Annotated in this window: 18 protein-coding genes and 1 other RNA gene; 18 read left to right on the forward strand and 1 reads right to left on the reverse strand. The window is 48.1% G+C overall.

The features are described 5' to 3' along the window. Positions 1 to 236: 236 nt before the first annotated feature. Both ACFQZT_RS32410 and argS read left to right on the forward strand, forming a co-directional pair. Positions 237 to 647, forward strand: a complete 411-nt coding sequence (locus ACFQZT_RS32410) for a YwiB family protein (protein ID WP_379307128.1) — start codon at positions 237 to 239, stop codon at positions 645 to 647. A gap of 6 nt (positions 648 to 653) precedes the next feature. Continuing rightward, positions 654 to 2,327: an arginine--tRNA ligase gene (gene argS / locus ACFQZT_RS32415; protein WP_379307130.1), complete on the forward strand. Its 1,674-nt coding sequence runs from the start codon at positions 654 to 656 to the stop codon at positions 2,325 to 2,327. A gap of 577 nt (positions 2,328 to 2,904) precedes the next feature. On the opposite strand, the gene ACFQZT_RS32420 is transcribed toward argS, so the two are convergent. After that, positions 2,905 to 4,062, reverse strand: a complete 1,158-nt coding sequence (locus ACFQZT_RS32420) for a S8 family peptidase (protein ID WP_379307132.1) — start codon at positions 4,060 to 4,062, stop codon at positions 2,905 to 2,907. Positions 4,063 to 4,454: 392 nt separating this feature from the next. On the opposite strand from ACFQZT_RS32420, the gene rpoE reads away from it, so the two are divergent. From rpoE to ACFQZT_RS32500, 16 genes are all read left to right on the forward strand, one after another. Further along, positions 4,455 to 5,030, forward strand: coding sequence for a DNA-directed RNA polymerase subunit delta (gene rpoE, locus ACFQZT_RS32425; protein WP_379307134.1), 576 nt, complete (start codon positions 4,455 to 4,457; stop codon positions 5,028 to 5,030). A 253-nt stretch (positions 5,031 to 5,283) separates the two neighbouring features. Then, positions 5,284 to 6,885, forward strand: a complete 1,602-nt coding sequence (locus tag ACFQZT_RS32430; RefSeq protein WP_379307136.1) for a CTP synthase — start codon at positions 5,284 to 5,286, stop codon at positions 6,883 to 6,885. 157 nt (positions 6,886 to 7,042) lie between these two features. Then, the gene (locus ACFQZT_RS32435) at positions 7,043 to 7,435 is read left to right on the forward strand and encodes a response regulator (protein WP_188175740.1); all 393 of its coding nucleotides are present in this window, start codon (positions 7,043 to 7,045) and stop codon (positions 7,433 to 7,435) included. Between the two features lie 142 nt (positions 7,436 to 7,577). Next, positions 7,578 to 8,432 (forward strand): class II fructose-1,6-bisphosphate aldolase, encoded by an 855-nt coding sequence (gene fba, locus ACFQZT_RS32440; RefSeq protein ID WP_379307138.1) that lies wholly within the window; start codon positions 7,578 to 7,580, stop codon positions 8,430 to 8,432. A 123-nt stretch (positions 8,433 to 8,555) separates the two neighbouring features. Further along, the gene (locus ACFQZT_RS32445) at positions 8,556 to 9,815 is read left to right on the forward strand and encodes a UDP-N-acetylglucosamine 1-carboxyvinyltransferase (protein WP_379307159.1); all 1,260 of its coding nucleotides are present in this window, start codon (positions 8,556 to 8,558) and stop codon (positions 9,813 to 9,815) included. A 65-nt stretch (positions 9,816 to 9,880) separates the two neighbouring features. Then, positions 9,881 to 11,182 (forward strand): transcription termination factor Rho, encoded by a 1,302-nt coding sequence (gene rho / locus ACFQZT_RS32450; protein WP_379307140.1) that lies wholly within the window; start codon positions 9,881 to 9,883, stop codon positions 11,180 to 11,182. A 102-nt stretch (positions 11,183 to 11,284) separates the two neighbouring features. Then, positions 11,285 to 12,559 carry a radical SAM family protein gene (locus ACFQZT_RS32455; RefSeq protein ID WP_379307142.1) on the forward strand — a complete coding sequence of 425 codons (1,275 nt, stop codon included), beginning with the start codon at positions 11,285 to 11,287 and terminating at the stop codon, positions 12,557 to 12,559. A 120-nt stretch (positions 12,560 to 12,679) separates the two neighbouring features. Then, complete coding sequence (gene rpmE, locus ACFQZT_RS32460) at positions 12,680 to 12,877, forward strand: 50S ribosomal protein L31 (protein WP_188175736.1); 198 nt, start codon at positions 12,680 to 12,682, stop codon at positions 12,875 to 12,877. 91 nt (positions 12,878 to 12,968) lie between these two features. Further along, positions 12,969 to 13,370, forward strand: coding sequence for a hypothetical protein (locus tag ACFQZT_RS32465; protein WP_379307145.1), 402 nt, complete (start codon positions 12,969 to 12,971; stop codon positions 13,368 to 13,370). Between the two features lie 59 nt (positions 13,371 to 13,429). Next, an RNA gene (ffs, locus tag ACFQZT_RS32470) (signal recognition particle sRNA large type) lies at positions 13,430 to 13,693 on the forward strand. 207 nt (positions 13,694 to 13,900) lie between these two features. Then, on the forward strand, positions 13,901 to 15,337 hold the full coding sequence (locus ACFQZT_RS32475; RefSeq protein ID WP_379307147.1) for an ATP-binding protein: 1,437 nt from the start codon (positions 13,901 to 13,903) through the stop codon (positions 15,335 to 15,337). A 77-nt stretch (positions 15,338 to 15,414) separates the two neighbouring features. Continuing rightward, the gene (dnaX, locus tag ACFQZT_RS32480) at positions 15,415 to 17,163 is read left to right on the forward strand and encodes a DNA polymerase III subunit gamma/tau (RefSeq protein ID WP_379307149.1); all 1,749 of its coding nucleotides are present in this window, start codon (positions 15,415 to 15,417) and stop codon (positions 17,161 to 17,163) included. Positions 17,164 to 17,180: 17 nt separating this feature from the next. Continuing rightward, positions 17,181 to 17,492, forward strand: a complete 312-nt coding sequence (locus ACFQZT_RS32485; protein WP_379307151.1) for a YbaB/EbfC family nucleoid-associated protein — start codon at positions 17,181 to 17,183, stop codon at positions 17,490 to 17,492. Between the two features lie 44 nt (positions 17,493 to 17,536). Then, entirely contained in the window at positions 17,537 to 18,133 is a 597-nt protein-coding gene (recR, locus tag ACFQZT_RS32490; RefSeq protein WP_379307153.1) for a recombination mediator RecR, read from the forward strand. Positions 18,134 to 18,270: 137 nt separating this feature from the next. Further along, positions 18,271 to 18,555, forward strand: coding sequence for a DUF2508 family protein (locus tag ACFQZT_RS32495; protein ID WP_379307155.1), 285 nt, complete (start codon positions 18,271 to 18,273; stop codon positions 18,553 to 18,555). 3 nt (positions 18,556 to 18,558) lie between these two features. Then, positions 18,559 to 18,828 carry a pro-sigmaK processing inhibitor BofA family protein gene (locus ACFQZT_RS32500; protein ID WP_379307157.1) on the forward strand — a complete coding sequence of 90 codons (270 nt, stop codon included), beginning with the start codon at positions 18,559 to 18,561 and terminating at the stop codon, positions 18,826 to 18,828. Positions 18,829 to 19,059: the final 231 nt, after the last annotated feature.

The following is a 19,059-nucleotide window of genomic DNA, read 5'->3' on the forward strand; positions in this document are numbered from 1 at the left end:
ATCGACACGCGCTGGCAGCATAGCTTTTTTTCAACTGTCTACTTGACAGGGGTATGACCATTTCAAGAAGCTTTGACGGCTTTTTCGTTTTTGACATTGAAAATAAAAAGAACGATTTCTATGCTTAGGGCAAAGCTCATTGAATTCGCAGACCTTATATTATAAACTAATACCTATCTTGCCTTATCTTGACATGAGGCGTAAGCAAGTTTATAGGAACAGGAGAATGACAGACGATGACGGCTAAGCAACGTGTGCGGATTCGGATCGAGAGCCGCATAGGTAGCGAGACAACGGTTCAGAAGGCTAGAGGCGACCTTTATCCCAAGGGGGAGCATACCTACATCCGCTACGAAGAAGAGCCGAATGAACTCGGGCGAACCGTGACGCTGATCAAGCTGGAAACGAATCAAATCCGAATCATCCGGCAGGGCGATGTGCAGGCGGAGCAAACGTTTGTAGCCGGCGAGAAGCGGGTAGGCTTCTACCAGACAGCCCAAGGAAGAATGGAACTCGAAATTGAGACGCATGAGCTGACATCGGAGGCCGAACAAGGGATTGGCATAACCAGGTGGAGCTATGATTTATATGCTTCAGGCACACACGCAGGACATTATCGGATCAAGCTGTTGATTCAGGAGGAGTAACTTATAATGGATGTATTAAATCAAGTCAAAACGATCGTTAAACAAGCGATTACGGACGCCGTCGTAGCCGCGGGCATCATTGATGCCGCACAGATGCCGGAGATCACTCTCGAGGTGCCGAAAGATAAAGCGCACGGTGACTTCGCAACGAATGTCGCGATGCAATTGACAAGAATCGCCAAGCAAAATCCAAGACAAATCGCAGAGCAAATCATCGCCAACCTGCAAAAAGAAAAGGCCTATATCGCAGCTGCGGATATCGCCGGACCGGGATTCATTAATTTCAAAATGAACAAAGTATACCTCTACCCGCTGATCGCGGAGGTTGCAGCACAAGGCAACCGTTACGGAGCCATTAACGTTGGTCAAGGACTTAAAGTTCAAGTTGAGTTCGTTAGTGCGAACCCTACCGGATCGCTGCATCTGGGACATGCTCGCGGAGCGGCGGTTGGCGACGCGCTGTGTAACGTGCTCGATCTCGCCGGATACGACGTATCGCGCGAATATTATATTAATGATGCCGGCAACCAAGTGATGAACTTGGCCAAATCAATCGAGGCCCGCTATTTGCAAGCGCTCGGTCAAGATGCAGAAATGCCGGAAGACGGCTACTTCGGCGAAGATATCAAAGGCTTTGCCGCTGAACTGGCTGCCGAAAAAGGGGACAGCCTTCTGAGCTTGCCTGAAGAGGAGCGCCGTCAATATTTCCGTTCCTATGGACTGGAGAAGGAACTCGACAAAATCAAGCGCGATCTTGGACGCTTCGGCGTTCAATTCGATCACTGGTTCTCGGAGACCTCCATCTATGAGGATAATCTTATCCCGGGCGTGCTGCAGGAACTGCGCGACAACGGTCACGTGTATGAAGAAGAAGGCGCAACGTGGCTGAATACGGTGCCGCTCGGTGACGACAAGAACCGTGTTCTCATCAAGAACGACGGCTCGTTCACTTACTTGACGCCGGATATCGCTTACCACCGCAACAAATTCCAACGCGGCTTCGACCGCTTGATTAATATTTGGGGCGCCGATCACCACGGCTACATCCCGCGGATGAAGGCCGCCATGACGGCGCTGGGGTTTGAGGCCGACCGTCTCGTTGTGCTGATCGCGCAGATGGTAAGCCTTTTCCAGAATGGGGAAAAGGTGAAGATGTCCAAGCGTACCGGCAAGGCAGTTACGATGGAGGACCTTATGGACGAGGTCGGCGTCGACCCGATCCGTTACTTCTTCACGATGCGGAGCATGGATTCGCATCTGGATTTTGACATGGACCTTGCGGTTTCTCAGTCCAATGAGAACCCTGTGTTCTACGTGCAGTATGCGCATGCACGCATCTGCAGCATCTACCGCCAGGCGGCAGAGCAAGGCATCGAGATCCTGCCTTTGGAGCAGGTCGACCTGTCCCGCCTCACGGCGGAAGCCGAGTTCGACCTGCTGCGCAAAATCGGCGAGCTTCCCGAGGAAGTCGCAGTGGCGGCCGAGCAGTATGCACCGCATCGACTCATCCGCTATGTCTATGAACTGGCGAGCCAGTTCCATAGCTACTACAAGGGCCACTACGTCATCACCGATGACGCGGCCTTGACTCAGGCACGCCTCGCGCTGCTTGGCGCGCTGCGCACGACGCTCGCCAACGTGCTCCGCGCTGTTGGCGTATCGGCTCCGGAGCGGATGTAAGCTCCGTTCATGAGAAAGGGATTAAGCAGAGATCGTACTCTGCTTAATCCCTTTTATTTTTACAAAGTAAATGATGCCGTGCTGACTGTGGGTAAATGAGCATTTATTTTGGAATCACATTTTCATTATGCTTGGCTGAAGTTTACTCTTACGAGTCCGTCACCTTAGTCAGCTGATTTTTTTGCAGAGAACAATACTTCGCTAATAGAGACCGTCGAGACGCTAAAAGAAGTGCGAATCCCCGCCTAGGGGTAATTAGAGACCAAAAGACCATAAGTAACGAACAAAATTCTTTAATTAAAGACCTTTGTTCGTTCGAGACCTGTTTGGAGCATGCCTCCAAAGAATTTGCGCCCAAAAGGTGCTCTATTAGCGACTCTCATTCTCTAATCTGCTGGCTGGCTATACCTGCCTTCAATCATTCAAGGGTAATTCTGTTTGACAATCATTCTGCTCTTTGCGCACTCTAACGCCCTTTTGGGGCGCAACAGGAGCGCAACCTCGCCTCCGCTCTTCTATAGCGCCCCAAAAGGGCGCTACAATCCCACGCTGCGCACGCGTTTCCCGCGCGCGCCAGCTACCTCAGTGCGCTAAGCACCCGCCGGGCATTAATCTGCCCGGGGCGCCAGCGCACGCTATCGCGTTTGCTGAGGCTGCTGGAGCAGCGCCTCAGGATGTTCTTGATCTGCATCGGCCCGAGGCTCGGCTTGACGGACAGCATCAAGGCGATGACGCCGCTGACATGGGCGGTGGCCATCGAGGTGCCGCTCAGCTCGTTGTATTTGCCGTGAAGCCAGGCAGAGTATATCCGCTCTCCGGGCGCATAAACATCGATTTGCTTCCCTCGGTTGCTGAAGGGAGCGATTTTGCCTAGACGTGTCATCGCACCTACGGAGATGACTTGTGGAAAACGGGCGGGATAATCGACCGTTTTGCGTTTGCCGTCATTGCCCGAGGAGGCGACGATCACTTTGCCTTTGTAGTACGCATTCATGACGGCTTGCTCGAGAGACCGATTGTACGTTTTCATGCCGAAGCTCATATTGATGACATCGAGATCGTTCTGCACGCACCAATCAATACCTGCGATGATGTCGGATACATAAGCGCTTCCGTTGTAATCGAACGCTTTGACCGGATGAATAATGGACCTTGGCGCAACGCCCACAATACCCATATGCCGACCGGCAGCGGCTATCGTACCCGCTATATGTGTACCGTGCCCATTATCGTCAAAGGGCAGCATGCTGCGGTTCAATAAATTCACACCGCGCGCAATGGATGTGCGCAAATCGGGATGATTGTAATCGATACCGGTATCGATGACGCCAATGCGAACGCTCTGGCCGACCGACTTCCCCCATGCTTCCGGCGCACCGATCTGATCGACTCCCCAAGGGATGATCTGAGAGCCCGCGAAGATACCAGCTCTGCGAACGGGTATTCTTCTTCCGATAAATTGATGAACGGTTACACGGATGTCTTCTTCGATGACATGGGCGCCAGGGGTGGTTTTCAACTTGGAATCGGCGCGAAGTGTGCAGGAAAAAGCATGAATAATACGAAGGTCGCGAACTTTGGAGAGGTGGGTGAGGCTAGACTTTAATTGCCTCAGCTGGGATCTGCAAGCATAATAATCCTTGACCGATGGGAAATGGATAATGTGCTTTTTATCGGAATGCGTGGTGAGACTGATTTCCTCATGTAGCAGATGAAGAAAGGTGGCTGTATCCATGATACCATCCCCCCCGTTGACAGCGTAGATTCTAATCTCCCCTATCATATGTACAGGTCTTCCTGCCTGACCGTGTCATCGCCTCATTATGAAATAAATGGGTGCGAAGCCGTGTCAGATGCGTATGTTTTACATAGGATAAATAGAGAGGCGCAGCAGGAGTGTCTCTTTCTCAGGTGGTGGAAACGGAGCGCCGCAGGCGTACCGATTCCTGAGGATACAGTCGCAAGCGAAGGGGGACCTTCGCTTGTTTTATTTGTCCCTCATCTCACTCTCCGTGTGATTCCAAAGGGATAGTTGCATTTTTAGAAAAAATAGGTTTTACTTAATGAAGATATTGGATAAGGTAGATAGAAGAACTTGAACAAGACGGTCGAAGGGATGTGCCTTAGATGGGTAGCGAATATACACTCAAAATCACCGCGGAACAGGCGCGAGAAATGCCGATGGTGGATTTGGCGTTTGAATTGCTGAAATCGGCGAATACGCCTTTTTATTATCGTGACCTGATGATGGAAATTGCAAAAATTAAAGGGCTATCCGAAGATAGTGTCATGCAGGTAATTGCCCAACTATATACAGAAATCAACATTGATGGACGTTTTGCTTGTGTGGGTTCGAACCTGTGGGGCCTCAAGCGTTGGTATCCTGTTGAGAAATCGGACGATGCTGTAGGTAACGCGAAGCGTCCTCGCATCATCAATGATGAAGATGACGATCTGGATGAGGATATCTACGCAGAGGAAGAAGAAGATACCTACGCAGAGGAAGACGATTACGATGCTTTCGGTACCGAGAACGAAGAGGAAGCCGAAGAGGATTCCGAATTCTTCGAAGACGAAGAGATCGAGGAAGAAGATCTGGGTGACGCTGAAATTGAAGAGTCTGAAGAAGATCTGGATGAAGATCTCGACGAAGATGAAGAGGATGCCGACTTTGAAGATGAGGACGAAGAAGACGATAAATAACTTGTCTTGACAGCCCCTATCGGTTCAGAGTAAACTATTGCATGGGCTTTAAAAGAATCTTAACAAATCGCGAGAGCGTTACAAAAGTGCCCCGTCACTACGGGTGTCACTTTTTTGTTTTTTTATGGATGTTTTTTCACTTCGTTATCATGAAAACCCCTGTTTTGCAGAAACTAGAAGACAGGGTGTTCAGGTGCGTACAAAAGCCAGTTGTCTGGCGTTATCACAAAAAAAATCTTAGGAGGCGTACATAGTGACAAAATACATTTTCGTAACGGGAGGCGTTGTCTCTTCCCTTGGAAAAGGAATTACGGCAGCTTCCTTAGGAAGATTGCTGAAAAACAGAGGTCTGAAAGTAACGATTCAAAAGTTTGATCCGTATATTAACGTGGATCCGGGAACCATGAGCCCTTACCAGCACGGTGAGGTGTTTGTAACCGATGACGGTGCGGAAACGGACTTGGACCTAGGCCATTATGAACGCTTTATTGATATCAATCTTTCCAAAAACTCCAATGTTACGACAGGTAAAGTGTACTCTTCTGTTATTACTAAAGAGCGTAGAGGCGAGTATTTAGGCGGAACCGTACAAGTGATCCCGCACATTACGAATGAAATTAAAGATCGTGTTCTCCGCGCTGGCCGCGAAGCGCAATCCGACGTTGTCATTACCGAGATTGGCGGTACGGTGGGCGATATCGAGAGCTTGCCGTTCCTCGAAGCCATTCGCCAAATGAAAAACGACATCGGCCGCGAGAATGTCATGTACATTCACGTTACGCTCATTCCGTACATCAAAGCCGCCGGCGAAGTGAAAACGAAGCCGACTCAGCACAGTGTCAAGGAATTGCGTGGTTTGGGTATCCAACCGCACGTTATCGTTTGCCGCACCGAGCATTCCCTGACGGAAGATATGAAGCGCAAACTGGCGCTGTTCTGCGATATCGATCCGGCGGCAGTCATTGAATGTAAGGATGCTGAGACCTTATATGAAGTTCCGATGATGCTGCGCGAGCAAGGGCTTGATGATTATGTGGTCAATCACTTAAAACTCAAAACCAATGAGCCGGATATGACGGAATGGGAAAGTCTCGTGCGCAAGGTTAAATCCTTGACACAGACGACGGAAATCGCCATCGTAGGAAAATATGTAGCTCTGCATGATGCGTACCTCAGTATTGTGGAAGCGCTAGGCCATGCGGGCATTGATAATGATTCTGAAATTAGCATCCGTTGGGTAAATGCTGAAGAAGTGTACGATCATAACGTAGATGAGCTATTGAGCGGAGTTCAAGGTATTCTTGTACCTGGCGGCTTCGGCGATCGCGGAATCGAAGGCAAAGTGTCTGCTATTCGTTATGCGCGCGAGAAGAAGATTCCTTTCTTCGGCATCTGCCTCGGTATGCAGGTAGCGGTTATCGAATACGCGCGTACCGTAGCCGGGCTTAATGGTGCGAACAGTTCGGAGATTAACCCGACAACTGCTTATCCGGTCATTGATCTGCTGCCTGAGCAGAAAGATATCGAGAATCTGGGCGGTACGATGCGTTTGGGCTTGTACCCTTGTAAATTGGTTCCGGGCTCTCTCGCGGCGCGCTCATACGATGATGAGCTCGTCTACGAAAGACATCGCCACCGGTACGAGTTCAACAACGAATACCGTGAGCTCATCGAATCCGCAGGTCTGCGCATTTCCGGCACATCGCCGGATGGCCGCCTGGTGGAAATGATCGAGGTTCCCGATCATCCTTGGTTCCTCGCGGTGCAATTCCATCCGGAGTTCACATCGCGTCCGAATCGTCCGCAGCCACTGTTCCGCGAGTTCGTGAAAGCGGCATTGCAGTTGGCTCGTTAATTATCGCTAACCACCTTGCTTCCTGTAAAACCTCTTATTTGTAAAACATTTCAATAAAATTTTGTTCCCCGGAAGGAAAACGAAAACGGATAGCGAATAACATACACTCAAAGAAAATGGGAGTTCGTTATTCGTTTTTCGGGAGGGAACCAAGCTTATGAAAAAGAAAGTATTGATTGTCGATGATCAAAATGGAATTCGCGTACTACTTATGGAAGTGTTCAGCAATGAAGGATACGATACCTATCAAGCATCGAACGGTAAGCTGGCTTTAGAGATTGTCAAGAACTCCTCGCCCGACCTTGTTCTACTCGATATGAAGATTCCTGGTATGGATGGTTTAGACATTCTCAAGCATGTCAAGGCAATTGACCCTTCCATTAAAGTGATCATGATGACGGCTTACGGTGAGCTTGACATGATTAAAGAAGCGACGGACCTTGGCGCAATCATGCATTTCACGAAGCCTTTCGATATTGATGAATTGCGAATGGCGGTCAACAAGCAATTGAATAACGAATCTAATAATAGTTTTGCAGTGGGATCCTAGATTTTTAGGATCTTTTTTGTTGTTCGTTTTGGGGGAATTGTTTAGGGCTTGGTTATCATTTGAAAATATATGTGCTATAATAACTCAGGTATGACAAAGAGCGGTTTACGCATCTACTACAGGTTCTAGGAGGAAGAGAAACATGGCACTGGTTTCAATGAATGAGTTTTTACCAAAAGCAAAAGCAAACAAATTCGCGGTGGGTCAGTTCAATATGAACAACCTGGAATTTGCTCAAGCAATCGTGGACGCAGCAATCGAACTGAAATCCCCATTCATCTATGGTGTTAGCGAAGGCGCACTGAAATATATGGGTATCGAGTTTACGGTAGCTATTGCAGAAGCAGCAGCTAAAAAATCCGGACTGCCGATTGCCTTGCACCTGGATCATGGCAGCTCCTTTGAAGTAGCAATGAAATGTATCCGCGCCGGATTCAGCTCCGTTATGTTTGATGGTTCCCACTACTCCTTCGAAGAGAACATTCGCTTGACGAAAGAAGTTGTGAAAGCTGCTCGTGCAATGGGCGTATCCGTTGAGGGTGAGCTTGGAACAATCGGCGGCGTTGAGGATGATATCAGCGTGGACGAAGAGCATGCAAACCTTGCAAAACCAGAAGAAGCTATCCGTTTCTATGAAGAAACAGGCGTTGACTGCCTGGCGATCGCAGTAGGTACGGCGCATGGCATGTACGCTGGCGAGCCTAACATTCACTTCGATATTATCGAAGCTGTATCCAAAGCTATTCCAGTTCCTGTTGTATTGCACGGCGGATCCGGCGTTCCGGACGAAATGATCCGTAAATCCATCGCAGCAGGCGTTGGTAAAATCAACGTGAACACAGAAAACCAAGTGGCTTGCACAGAAGCGATCCGCGAAGTGCTGAACAAAGATGCGAAAGTATACGATCCTCGCAAGTACCTCACACCTGCCCGCAAAGCAATGGTAGAAGTGGTTAAATCCAAAATTCAATTGTTCGGAAGCAGCAACCAAGCTTAATTCCAACTGTATAGATGTTGTGGGAAATGCATGTCTAATCATGTGTTTCCCTCTTCTGTTTTTTCACGGGACAGCTCTGTCCATTCACAGCAAGTAGGCACCTGATGTAGGGGGAGAATCATGTTGGAAAAATTAATGGTGGTCGGTGGCCGCCCACTACGGGGAACGATTCAAATCAGCGGAGCGAAGAATAGCGCTGTCGCTTTAATTCCGGCTGCAGTTCTTGCAGAGACGTCAGTAACTTTGGATAATCTGCCTCATCTCAGCGATGTGGCTACATATACAGAAATTTTAACGGATTTAGGCGCGACGATTGATTGGAATGAGGATCGTATGACGATTGATCCGAGTTCGATGAAATCTCTTCCGATGCCGAACGGTAAAGTGAAGAAGCTGCGGGCTTCCTATTATTTAATGGGAGCATTGCTTGGTAGATTTGGAGAGGCGACAATCGGTCTTCCGGGCGGATGCAATTTTGAGCCTCGTCCGATTGATCTGCATATCAAAGGGTTTGAGGCGCTGGGCGCGGTAGTCAGCAATGAAAATGGAGCATTGAAAATTCGCGCGAAAGAGCTGCGCGGCGCGAAGATTTATTTGGATATGGCCAGTGTCGGAGCTACGATCAACATCATGCTCGCGGCATCACGCGCCAAAGGATTTACTCTTATTGAAAATGCGGCCAAAGAGCCTGAAATCATAGATGTTGCTACGCTATTAAACTCCATGGGCGCCAAAATTAAAGGCGCAGGCACCGAAACGATCCGTATCGAAGGCGTTACGGAAATGCACGGCTGCCGGCATTCTATCATTCCTGACCGTATTCAAGCAGGTACTTACATGATTGCTGCCGCAGCGACACGCGGCGATGTTACCGTGGATAATGTGATTCCGAAACATATGGAAGCTCTTACTGCCAAACTGCAGGAAATGGGTGTACATATCTATGAAATGGATGAATCCATTCGCGTGGTAGGACAACCGGAATATGAAAGTGTAGATGTGAAAGCCCTTGTCTATCCCGGATTCGCGACGGATTTACAGTCGCCGATGGCAAGTCTTTTGACACAAGCGCGCGGAGTTAGTATATTAACCGATCATGTTTACAGTAATCGCTTTAAGCATATCCCTGAACTTGTTCGCATGGGGGCGAAAATGAAAGTCGAAGGCCGCTCTGCCATTATCGAGGGTTCTCAGTTGAGTTCGGCCAAAGTCAGAGCAACGGATTTGCGCGCGGGAGCTTCTCTTGTTATTGCCGGTCTTAGTGTTCGCAGCGGTGGAATCACCGAAGTATCCGGTGTCGAGTTCATTGACCGGGGTTACGAAAATCTGGTATTTAACCTGTCTTCGCTTGGCGCTGAGGTTTGGCGCGAAACCGAGGAATAAAGTTCCATAGAACAGGCAATGCTAGAATCCAATTGAAAATTTAATAGTTTGGTGGTCGAAATGAAATGAGCATGCAACTTGCTGAGCTTGAAGTCCTCAAGCTTACCGATTTATATAAGCTGGCCAAGAAACACCAGATTCCGTATTACGGACAGCTTAAGAAAAAAGAACTTATTTTTGCTATTTTACGTGCACAAGCTGCCGAAAGCGGTCTGATGTTCATGCAAGGTGTCCTAGAAATTCTTCAGGAAGGATTCGGTTTCTTGCGACCGATTAATTACCTGCCGAGTTCGGAGGACATCTACATCTCCGCTTCGCAAATTCGGAAATTCGATCTTCGTTCCGGGGACGTTGTCTCCGGGAAATGTCGACCTCCGAAGGAGAATGAGCGATATTTCGGTCTCCTGCAGGTAGAAGCGGTCAATGGGGAGAAGCCGGAGACGGCGGCCGAACGCTTACATTTTCCAGCCTTAACGCCTCTTTATCCGCAAACCCGAGTGATTCTTGAAACTACCCCTAACAAGCTTTCTACGCGCATTATGGATATGCTGGCACCGGTCGGACTCGGCCAACGCGGTTTGATCGTAGCCCCCCCTAAAGCTGGGAAAACGTTACTTCTCAAAGAAATCGCCAACAGTATTTCCACCAATTACCCGGATATCGAACTTTTCGTTTTGCTCATTGACGAGCGTCCTGAGGAAGTAACGGATATGCAGCGTTCCGTCAAAGGCGAGGTTGTGGCTTCAACGTTTGATGAACTGCCTGAGAATCATATTAAGGTCGCGGAGCTCGTATTGGAACGCGCGATGAGGTTAGTCGAGCATAAGAAGGATGTTGTTATTCTTTTGGATAGCATCACGCGATTGGCCAGAGCGTACAACTTGGTTGTTCCGCCAACAGGCCGAACGCTGTCCGGCGGTATTGACCCGGGTGCATTTCATCGTCCGAAGCGTTTCTTCGGGGCGGCACGTAACATTGAGGAAGGCGGCAGCCTGACGATACTCGCTACGGCATTGGTTGAAACGGGATCACGTATGGATGACGTCATTTATGAGGAATTTAAAGGTACGGGTAATTTAGAACTTCATCTTGATCGTAAAATGGCGGAACGCCGCATCTTCCCTGCGATCGATATTCGCAGATCCGGCACGCGCCGCGAAGAGGCGCTGCTCGGTAAAGACGAACTCGAGAAGATTTGGGCACTGCGCAAAGGCATGAACGACTCGCATGAATATACGGAAGCTTTTATCAAAAAGCTGGCCGATACCAAAACCAATCAAGAGTTTTTGGACTCGCTTGCTTCACCTTCTGCCGGCACAGGATCAGGTGGAAACAAAGGCGGCAAAGTCAAAAACTCCGCATCCTAAAATTTTAGCTAAGTATAAGCCTACGAAGAAAGTTTTCTTTAGAAAACTCGGATAGCGTATCTGCCGCTAGTTTTCTTTAAGAAAATGCTAAGGAGTACCCCTATGAACTTGGTTTACGCTGACTCACAAGGTAATGTTTTCGATCATCCCGATTATTTGGCGCTTGGTCGAAATGCTGAAATGATTACAGAAATTTTGGAGGAAGAACTCATCCCGCTGCCCGAAGGGGCAACGCTGGTAAGTCTTCCTTTCACACGTCCGGTCGGGATTGACGCGGAGACAGGAGATATGAAACTCGTTGAGGGAGATTACCACGCCGTTGGCGCGCTTCTTCCTCAAGGATTCACAAGGCTGCTGCTTCCCGGTTATATCAAATCCGATAAATCCAAATTGCTGCCTCTGTTCGGCTACACTGCCGTCGTATGGAAAGAAGATGGCTTCTATGTCGCCGCTCGTCAAAGCGACAATCCGTACTACTGGAACCCTGTGAACTGTGATCCGGGCGAGCTCGAAGTTGAAGTCAAGCGTCTGGTTGCGAAGTATCCGGACAATCGTCTCTACCAGCACTTGTCGGGCTGTGCACTGGGCTATGAATGCCTAACTGCATCGAATACCTTCCTGCAGCGCTGGGAGGGAGCGGTTCCCGTCTCTTACTCGTGCAACGCGGGCTGCTTCGGGTGTATCTCCGAACAGCCGGATGACAGCGGATTCCCTGCCCCGCAGACACGGATGAATTTTAAGCCGCAAGTCGAAGAAATCGTGCAGATCATGCTTGAGCACCTTCGTACGCCGGAGAGCATCATCTCCTTCGGTCAAGGCTGCGAAGGCGAGCCAAGTACGCAGGCGGCGATTATCATCGAAGCGATGAAACAAGTACGCCAGCAGACGAAGATGGGCTACATCAATATCAATACCAATGCGGGGCTTACCGATCATATCCGCGGCATCGTCGATGCCGGACTGGATCTCATGCGTGTAAGTACGATCAGCGCGCTTGACGACCACTACAACGCGTATTACAAGCCAAGAGCCTACACGCTTAAGAACGTAGAGAAGTCGCTGCGTTACGCGACGGACAAGGGCGTCATCACATCCATCAACTATCTCGTTTTCCCAGGGGTTACCGACCGGGAAGAAGAGATCGAGGCGATGATTGATTTTGTGCGCCGAACCGGATTGAAACTGATTCAACTGCGCAACTTAAATATTGATCCTGAAAGTTATCTCGGCATCATTCCCAAAGCGCAAGGCGAGCTGCTCGGGATGAAGCAAATGATTGAGATTTTCCAAGAGGAATTGCCGGATGTAGTGATTGGCTCCTATACACATACGCCTGAGTTTTACACCAGAGAGCGCTCACTTGCAGCCAAGCTTTAAACCATTGCTTACCACGAGGATTGTTATTGCATGTAGACTTCGAAACGTGATATAATGCGTTCGTGTCAATATAACTCTGTTTCAGCAAATGATTCAGGGCAGAAAGAGGTGAACCCTAACATGAAAGCAGCGATTCATCCTACTTATCATGTAACCACAGTGACTTGTGCATGTGGTAATGTGTTCGAGACAGGCTCCATTAAGCAAAATCTTCGCGTTGAGATTTGCTCTAATTGCCATCCGTTCTACACAGGTAAACAAAAGTTTATCGATGCAGGCGGTCGTGTCGACAAATTCAAAAAGAAATACGGCATCTAATTGGCATCAATTACTTGACTGCCAATCGGCATAAGACAACCTCCCTTGGTCATCCTAAGCTTAGGCTTAGAGTCCATAGGGAGGTGTTTTTATGTTTGCAGGTATGTTAAGATTTGCAATTGCTGCTATGCTAGTGACGAGTCTGGCCGGCTGCGGCAGCATGAATAATCGGGCTACAGATGACCAGACATACAAGGCAAAATCGTACCAGAACGACGGATATCTGGGATTAACAAGCGTCAACCCCAATGATCCCTTGAACCCGACCTACCATCATTATGATGACGATACGAATTTAATGAAGGCTGTTTTGGCCCAGCTTCCGGGTATTGATACGGTGAACATAACCGTCAACGGACCGGTGGCTCGTGTGAAAGTAAAACCTAAGTCTGGGCTGACCGACGCTCAGGTTGATGAACTTCGCTCTCAGGTGCAAATGGCACTGAATACGAATATGCCTCGTTATAATATTAGAGTGAAGATGGTCCGATGAAATAGGTAGGTTTTACCCTCGGTTGCTATTTGCTATCGAATCGGCTATACTTATTTTTACCGTGCTAGATGGGGAGGTAGCGGTGCCCTGTAACTCGCAATCCGCTGTAGCGGGGTTGAATCCCTGTTAGAGGTACTGTGATGTGAGGTCTGGCTTTTACACGTGGTGTTGAGAGTCGGGTCCTTCGCAATGAATGCTTGTGAACCCGGTCAGGTCTGGAAGGAAGCAGCCGTAAGCAAGATGTTTCATGTGCCGAAGGGTTGCCTAACTTGAGCTAACGGTAAGAGTACGCTCGTATCCCTTTATCAATAACAGGTGCACGGTTTCACTTTAACAAACGCCAAACGTCCACACTAGTGGGCGTTTTTTCTTTAGTCATAGGTATGTTTACTTTTGTTTAATTTTGATATACGTTTTTCTCTTCTGAAGGGGAAGGAAAATTCTTACTGTAGAGAGAATGAATATATGATCATTTCAATTAATTGGAAGCGCTTGCGAAGTCGGTTGGATAGAAAAGGGGTGCTGCAGAATTGACTAATCATAACGCCGGGCATTACATGGTATCCATGGAAGAAGTGCGAAAGCTGCTGAATCATAATGTGCAGAGCAGTATGCTTGTTGTGGATGGAGAAGGTACGGTTACTCTAGCAACAGACCAGTTATTGAAGTTTTCCGGTTATTCCGCTGAAGAGATTACAAGCATACCGTTTTCCCGGCTGTTCAAGGTGAGGGCATCGCTTAGCGAGTTGTATGATTTTTACTTTAGTGATGAGTCAGGTCCTGTGGAATGGCCGCATGGATTCCTGATCAGTAAGAATGGGGAAATGATTCATTACCAATTCTCAATGATCAGGCTCATGAAAGATGAAAAATTAATCTATTTGATGGTCATGAGAAATCAATTGGAAGGTTCGCAGTTAAATTTGCTGCAGCGCTTTTCAGACGCCTTTTTGAAAGACGTCAATCTGGGTGTTTTGCTAATCAGTATGGATTACACACTGGTGGATATAAGCGATATGGCATGCCGAATCCTTGGATTGGAACGCGAAACCATCTTGAACATGTCCTTGGATGAGGTGTTTGCCACCGTTCCTTCCGAACATCGATTAGTGCAGCGCACGATTTTGAATGGCATGGTTGTACGCAACTATGCGGTTTCGTGGACGAACAATCATGAACGCTTCGAACTATTGCTCGACTCCAATGTGCTCAAAGATAATCAAGGGAATATGGTCGGCGCCTATATTATTTTCAAAGATGTCACTAATATGAGGTCTTTAGAGGAAATGGTGCAGCGCAGTGACAGGCTTGCGATGATTGGGCAGATTGCCGCGGGAACCGCTCATGAGATTCGGAACCCGTTAACCTCAATCAAAGGCTTTCTTCAGGTGCTCCGGCGTACATTTGAGGATCAGGGAATGAGCAAAGAACAAAGCTACACCGAAGTCATGCTCACTGAAATTAATCGAATTAACGAATTGGTAAATGAATTTCTTTTGCTCAGTAAGCCTAAGCACGTTTCATATGAGCGAATTGATTTGTCTGAGGTTCTGCGAGGCATTTTGCCGATTATTAATAACGAAGCGATTCTATATAATGTGCATTTGCAATATGAAGCGTCCTACCATCTGCCGGAAGTTATTGCAGATCAGGAATTGCTCAAGCAAGTATTTTTGAATATATGCAAGAACGGTATTGAAGCTATGTCGGACGGAGGGGTATTAACGATCTCAGAGAAAGTGGATACGGTTGAGCGCAACGTATGCATTGATATACATGATACAGGTTCAGGAATCCCAATGTTCGTCATTGATAAAATTTTTGATCCCTTTTTTACGACCAAAGATACGGGCACCGGGCTCGGCTTGTCTGTCTGTCAGCGGATTATTCATGATATGGGGGGAAGCATTAAGGTAGCCTCCAAAGGTTATGGAACTACTTTCACCATCGTCATTCCCTACGCCTGATCCTCTATTTCATCCCTAGAACGGTTATAGTATAATAAGTTCAATAGTTCTATACAGGATTATTGGAGAGGAATTTTATGGCCCATATTGCTTTATATCGAACTTGGAGGTCCCAGACGTTTCGTGAAGTCGTGGGACAGAAGCACATTACGCAGACGCTACAGAATTCCTTGAGAGAAAATCGCCTTACACACGCTTACTTGTTCAACGGACCACGGGGGACCGGTAAGACCAGTACGGCCAAAATATTAGCGAAAGCGGTCAACTGTGAACACGGACCTGCCGAAGAACCTTGCAACGAGTGCTCAGCCTGCAAGCGAATAACGGAAGGAGCTGTCATGGATGTCGTTGAAATCGATGCGGCTTCCAACCGCGGTGTCGAAGAGATTCGGGACATTCGTGACAAAGTCAAATATGCACCGACAGAGGTAAGGCAGAAAGTGTACATCATCGATGAAGTGCACATGCTGACGACTGAAGCCTTTAATGCTTTATTGAAAACGCTGGAGGAGCCTCCTGCGCATGTCATGTTCATTTTGGCTACGACCGAACCGCACAAAATCCCGGCCACGATCATTTCCCGCTGTCAGCGGTTCGACTTCCGCCGTGTTTCCATGGAAGAACAAGTTCAACGGTTGCAGTACGTATGTGATCAGGAGCAGATTTCCATTAGTGAGGAAGCGTTGCATTACATCGCGCGATTGTCCGATGGCGGAATGCGGGATGCGCTAAGTCTTCTGGATCAGGCAGCTTCTTTCGCTACGGGAGAAGTGCAGCTTTCTGATATTTTGTCCATCACCGGCGGTGTCGCGTCAGATCAGTTTAAGAAACTGGTGCTTGCCATCAAAGATCGGGAGCTGGGCGCTGCCCTCGAACTCATCGATACGTTCATGCAAGAAGGCAAGAGTGCCGACAAATGCATCGAGAACTTGATCGATTATTTCCGTGATTTGCTTATGGTACGCATGGTGCCGAATTCACCTGTCATCACAGAGCGTGTGTTTGATATGAACGAGCTGCGGGAAGTTGCCGGTCATTTTTCTCCAGCCGAGATGATGGCAATTATCGAAACACTCAATCATTATCAGAGTGAGATGAAATATTCCGTTCAACCCCAGACCCTGCTGGAGATTTCGATCATGAAAATATCGGGAGGCGCCAGGGGGGCTGAAGTTGGCCACTTGTCCAGTGACTTGGCGTCCGGTGGGGGTGCTTCGCCGCAGGGCGATGTCATCGGACAGTTGACCAAAAAGCTGCAGCAACTTGAAGATCAGCTAGCAGGACTGGTAAAATCGGGATTAACGGCTGTACCGGCCGATTCGCTTTCCAAGCAGACGCCCCAGAGGCCGTCACTGTCCGCGGTACCGGCTAAAAAGTCAGGCATCAAGCTGGACGGCTACCTGAAAGCTGTGGATGCTCCGGAAACCAAAACGGCTCTTATGAAATGGAGCCAAATCCTCGGTCTGGTGAAAGAAAAGAAAATCACCGTTCATGCATGGTTTGTTAATGGTGATCTTGTTTCTACACTCGACGATACCGTTTTGGTTGCTTTTAAGAATGAAATGCACCGTAACACGACGGAGAAGCCGGAAAACAAGCTGCTCATCGAACAAGTGCTTACTTCCGTGCTTGGCAAGCCGTATCGTCTTCTTACCGTTATGCGTAAAGAATGGGATGACGCGCAGAGTGAAGCCACAGCAGCACCGGAAATTATGGAACTAGAGCCTGAAGACGGATCCGGCGCCGGCGGTAAACCGAAAGAAGAATGGATTTCCGAAGCGATACAGCTTTTTGGCGAAGATCTGGTTACAATCAAAGATGAATAAGAGGGAGCTACCTACCAATGAATAACATGAACCAAATGATGAAACAAGTGAAGAAAATGCAAGAGCAAATGATGAAAGCCCAAGAAGAACTGGGCACCAAAATGATCGAAGGAACAGCTGGCGGCGGTGTGGTCACTGTCATGGTGAATGGGCACAAAAAAGTTCAAAGCATTACGATTAAACCCGAGGCAGTAGATCCGGATGATGTGGAAATGCTCCAAGACCTCGTTCTGACTGCCGTGAACGACGCGATGACCAAAGCTGAAGAACAAGCAAATAAAGATATGGGCAAATTCACAGGCGGCATGAACATCCCTGGTTTGTTCTAATCATACCTTGAAGAGCAAATCTGCCAGATGAAGGAGAACTTCCGTTGTATTACCCCGAACCGATATCCAAATTAATCGATGCTTTCTCCCGTCTGCCGGGGGTAGGACCCAAAACGGCGGGGCGCCTGGCCTTTCACGTCCTTCGTATGAAAGAAGAGGATGTGACCGATTTCGCGAAGGCGCTGGTCAACGTGAAACGTAACCTTCACTATTGCTCAGTCTGTTGCAACATAACGGACATCGATCCCTGCCGCATCTGTCAAGATAAGAGCAGGGATGGTTCCGTCATCTGTGTCGTTCAAGAGCCCAAAGATTTAGTAGCGCTAGAGCGGACCAAAGAATTTGAAGGGTATTATCACGTACTGCACGGTGCGATTTCTCCTATGGAAGGCATCGGCCCCGATCAGATTCATATCGCTGAGCTGCTCAAACGATTAAGCGATGAGAAGGTGCAAGAACTCATTCTCGCTACCAACCCGAATATCGAGGGAGAAGCGACGGCTATGTACCTTTCGAGATTGGTCAAATCCTTTGGACTCCGTGTAACGCGCATTGCGCACGGTTTACCGGTCGGGGGCGACTTGGAGTACGCGGATGAAGTGACGCTGACCAAAGCGATGGAAGGTCGCAGGGAATTATAATTTATTTTGAGTTTGTGAGAGAGCTGAGTAGGCTCTCTTTTTTGTTGTTTCAAAAACATGGTAGAGTTCTATTTTTAATGCCCCTTCAATATGTATAAATGAACACTTCATGAATACTAGAATGGAGGGGAAAGTGCATGAAACCAGCATTGCAATGGCCATATGGGAAAAGGAGCACAACCGCTAAAACAGCAAAGGAAACGATCTTGAAGGACAAGCAGATGCTTGTTCTTGAAATACGCAAGGCGCACCAGAGCTGGGTAGCGGCACAGGCTCATTTTGAATTTGCGTTAGATAAAGATCAAGTGGATTATGCGATTTATGCCCTGGAAGCAGCGGAAAAACGGTTTGAAATGTTAATTAAGCAGGCCAAACAATCGGGAATCAGTTTAATCGATACCGATCGCTTGATGGAGGTGTAAACCGTGTATCTCAAGTATGTGATGTGGGGTTTGCTTGTACTATCATCTTTTCTCCTGTTATTTACTTTGGTTCGAAATCGCCGCGCGGGCAGATGGCTGTCCGCTATTGCGCTGAATGTTGCTTTTGCAGCCTTTATCTTATATGTATTGAATTTATTAAGTGCTTATACGAACTTCGATCTCCCTATAAATACTGCTACACTAGGGACTGTAACTGTACTCGGAGTTCCAGGTATTCTGCTGTTGATTTGTTTGAAGCTTACACTGCTCTAATGGTAGAAAAATACATTGGATTTCGGGTTGACTCTCGCGGCCCGTCTGTGGTATCTTATTAAATGTCGCCGCTGAGAGGCAGCGAAAGTAACTTGAGAAAAACAAGTTGCAAATGAAATGTAAGTATGATATATTAGTCTTCCGGCTTTCGCAAGAGAGCGGGATGGACGAGCAAGATTGTTCTTTGAAAACTGAACAACGAGTGAAGAAGCAAGTCGAGCAATCGACTCT

Source organism: Paenibacillus sp. GCM10027628 (genome assembly GCF_042676385.1).
Classification (GTDB): Bacteria; Bacillota; Bacilli; order Paenibacillales; family NBRC-103111; genus Paenibacillus_E.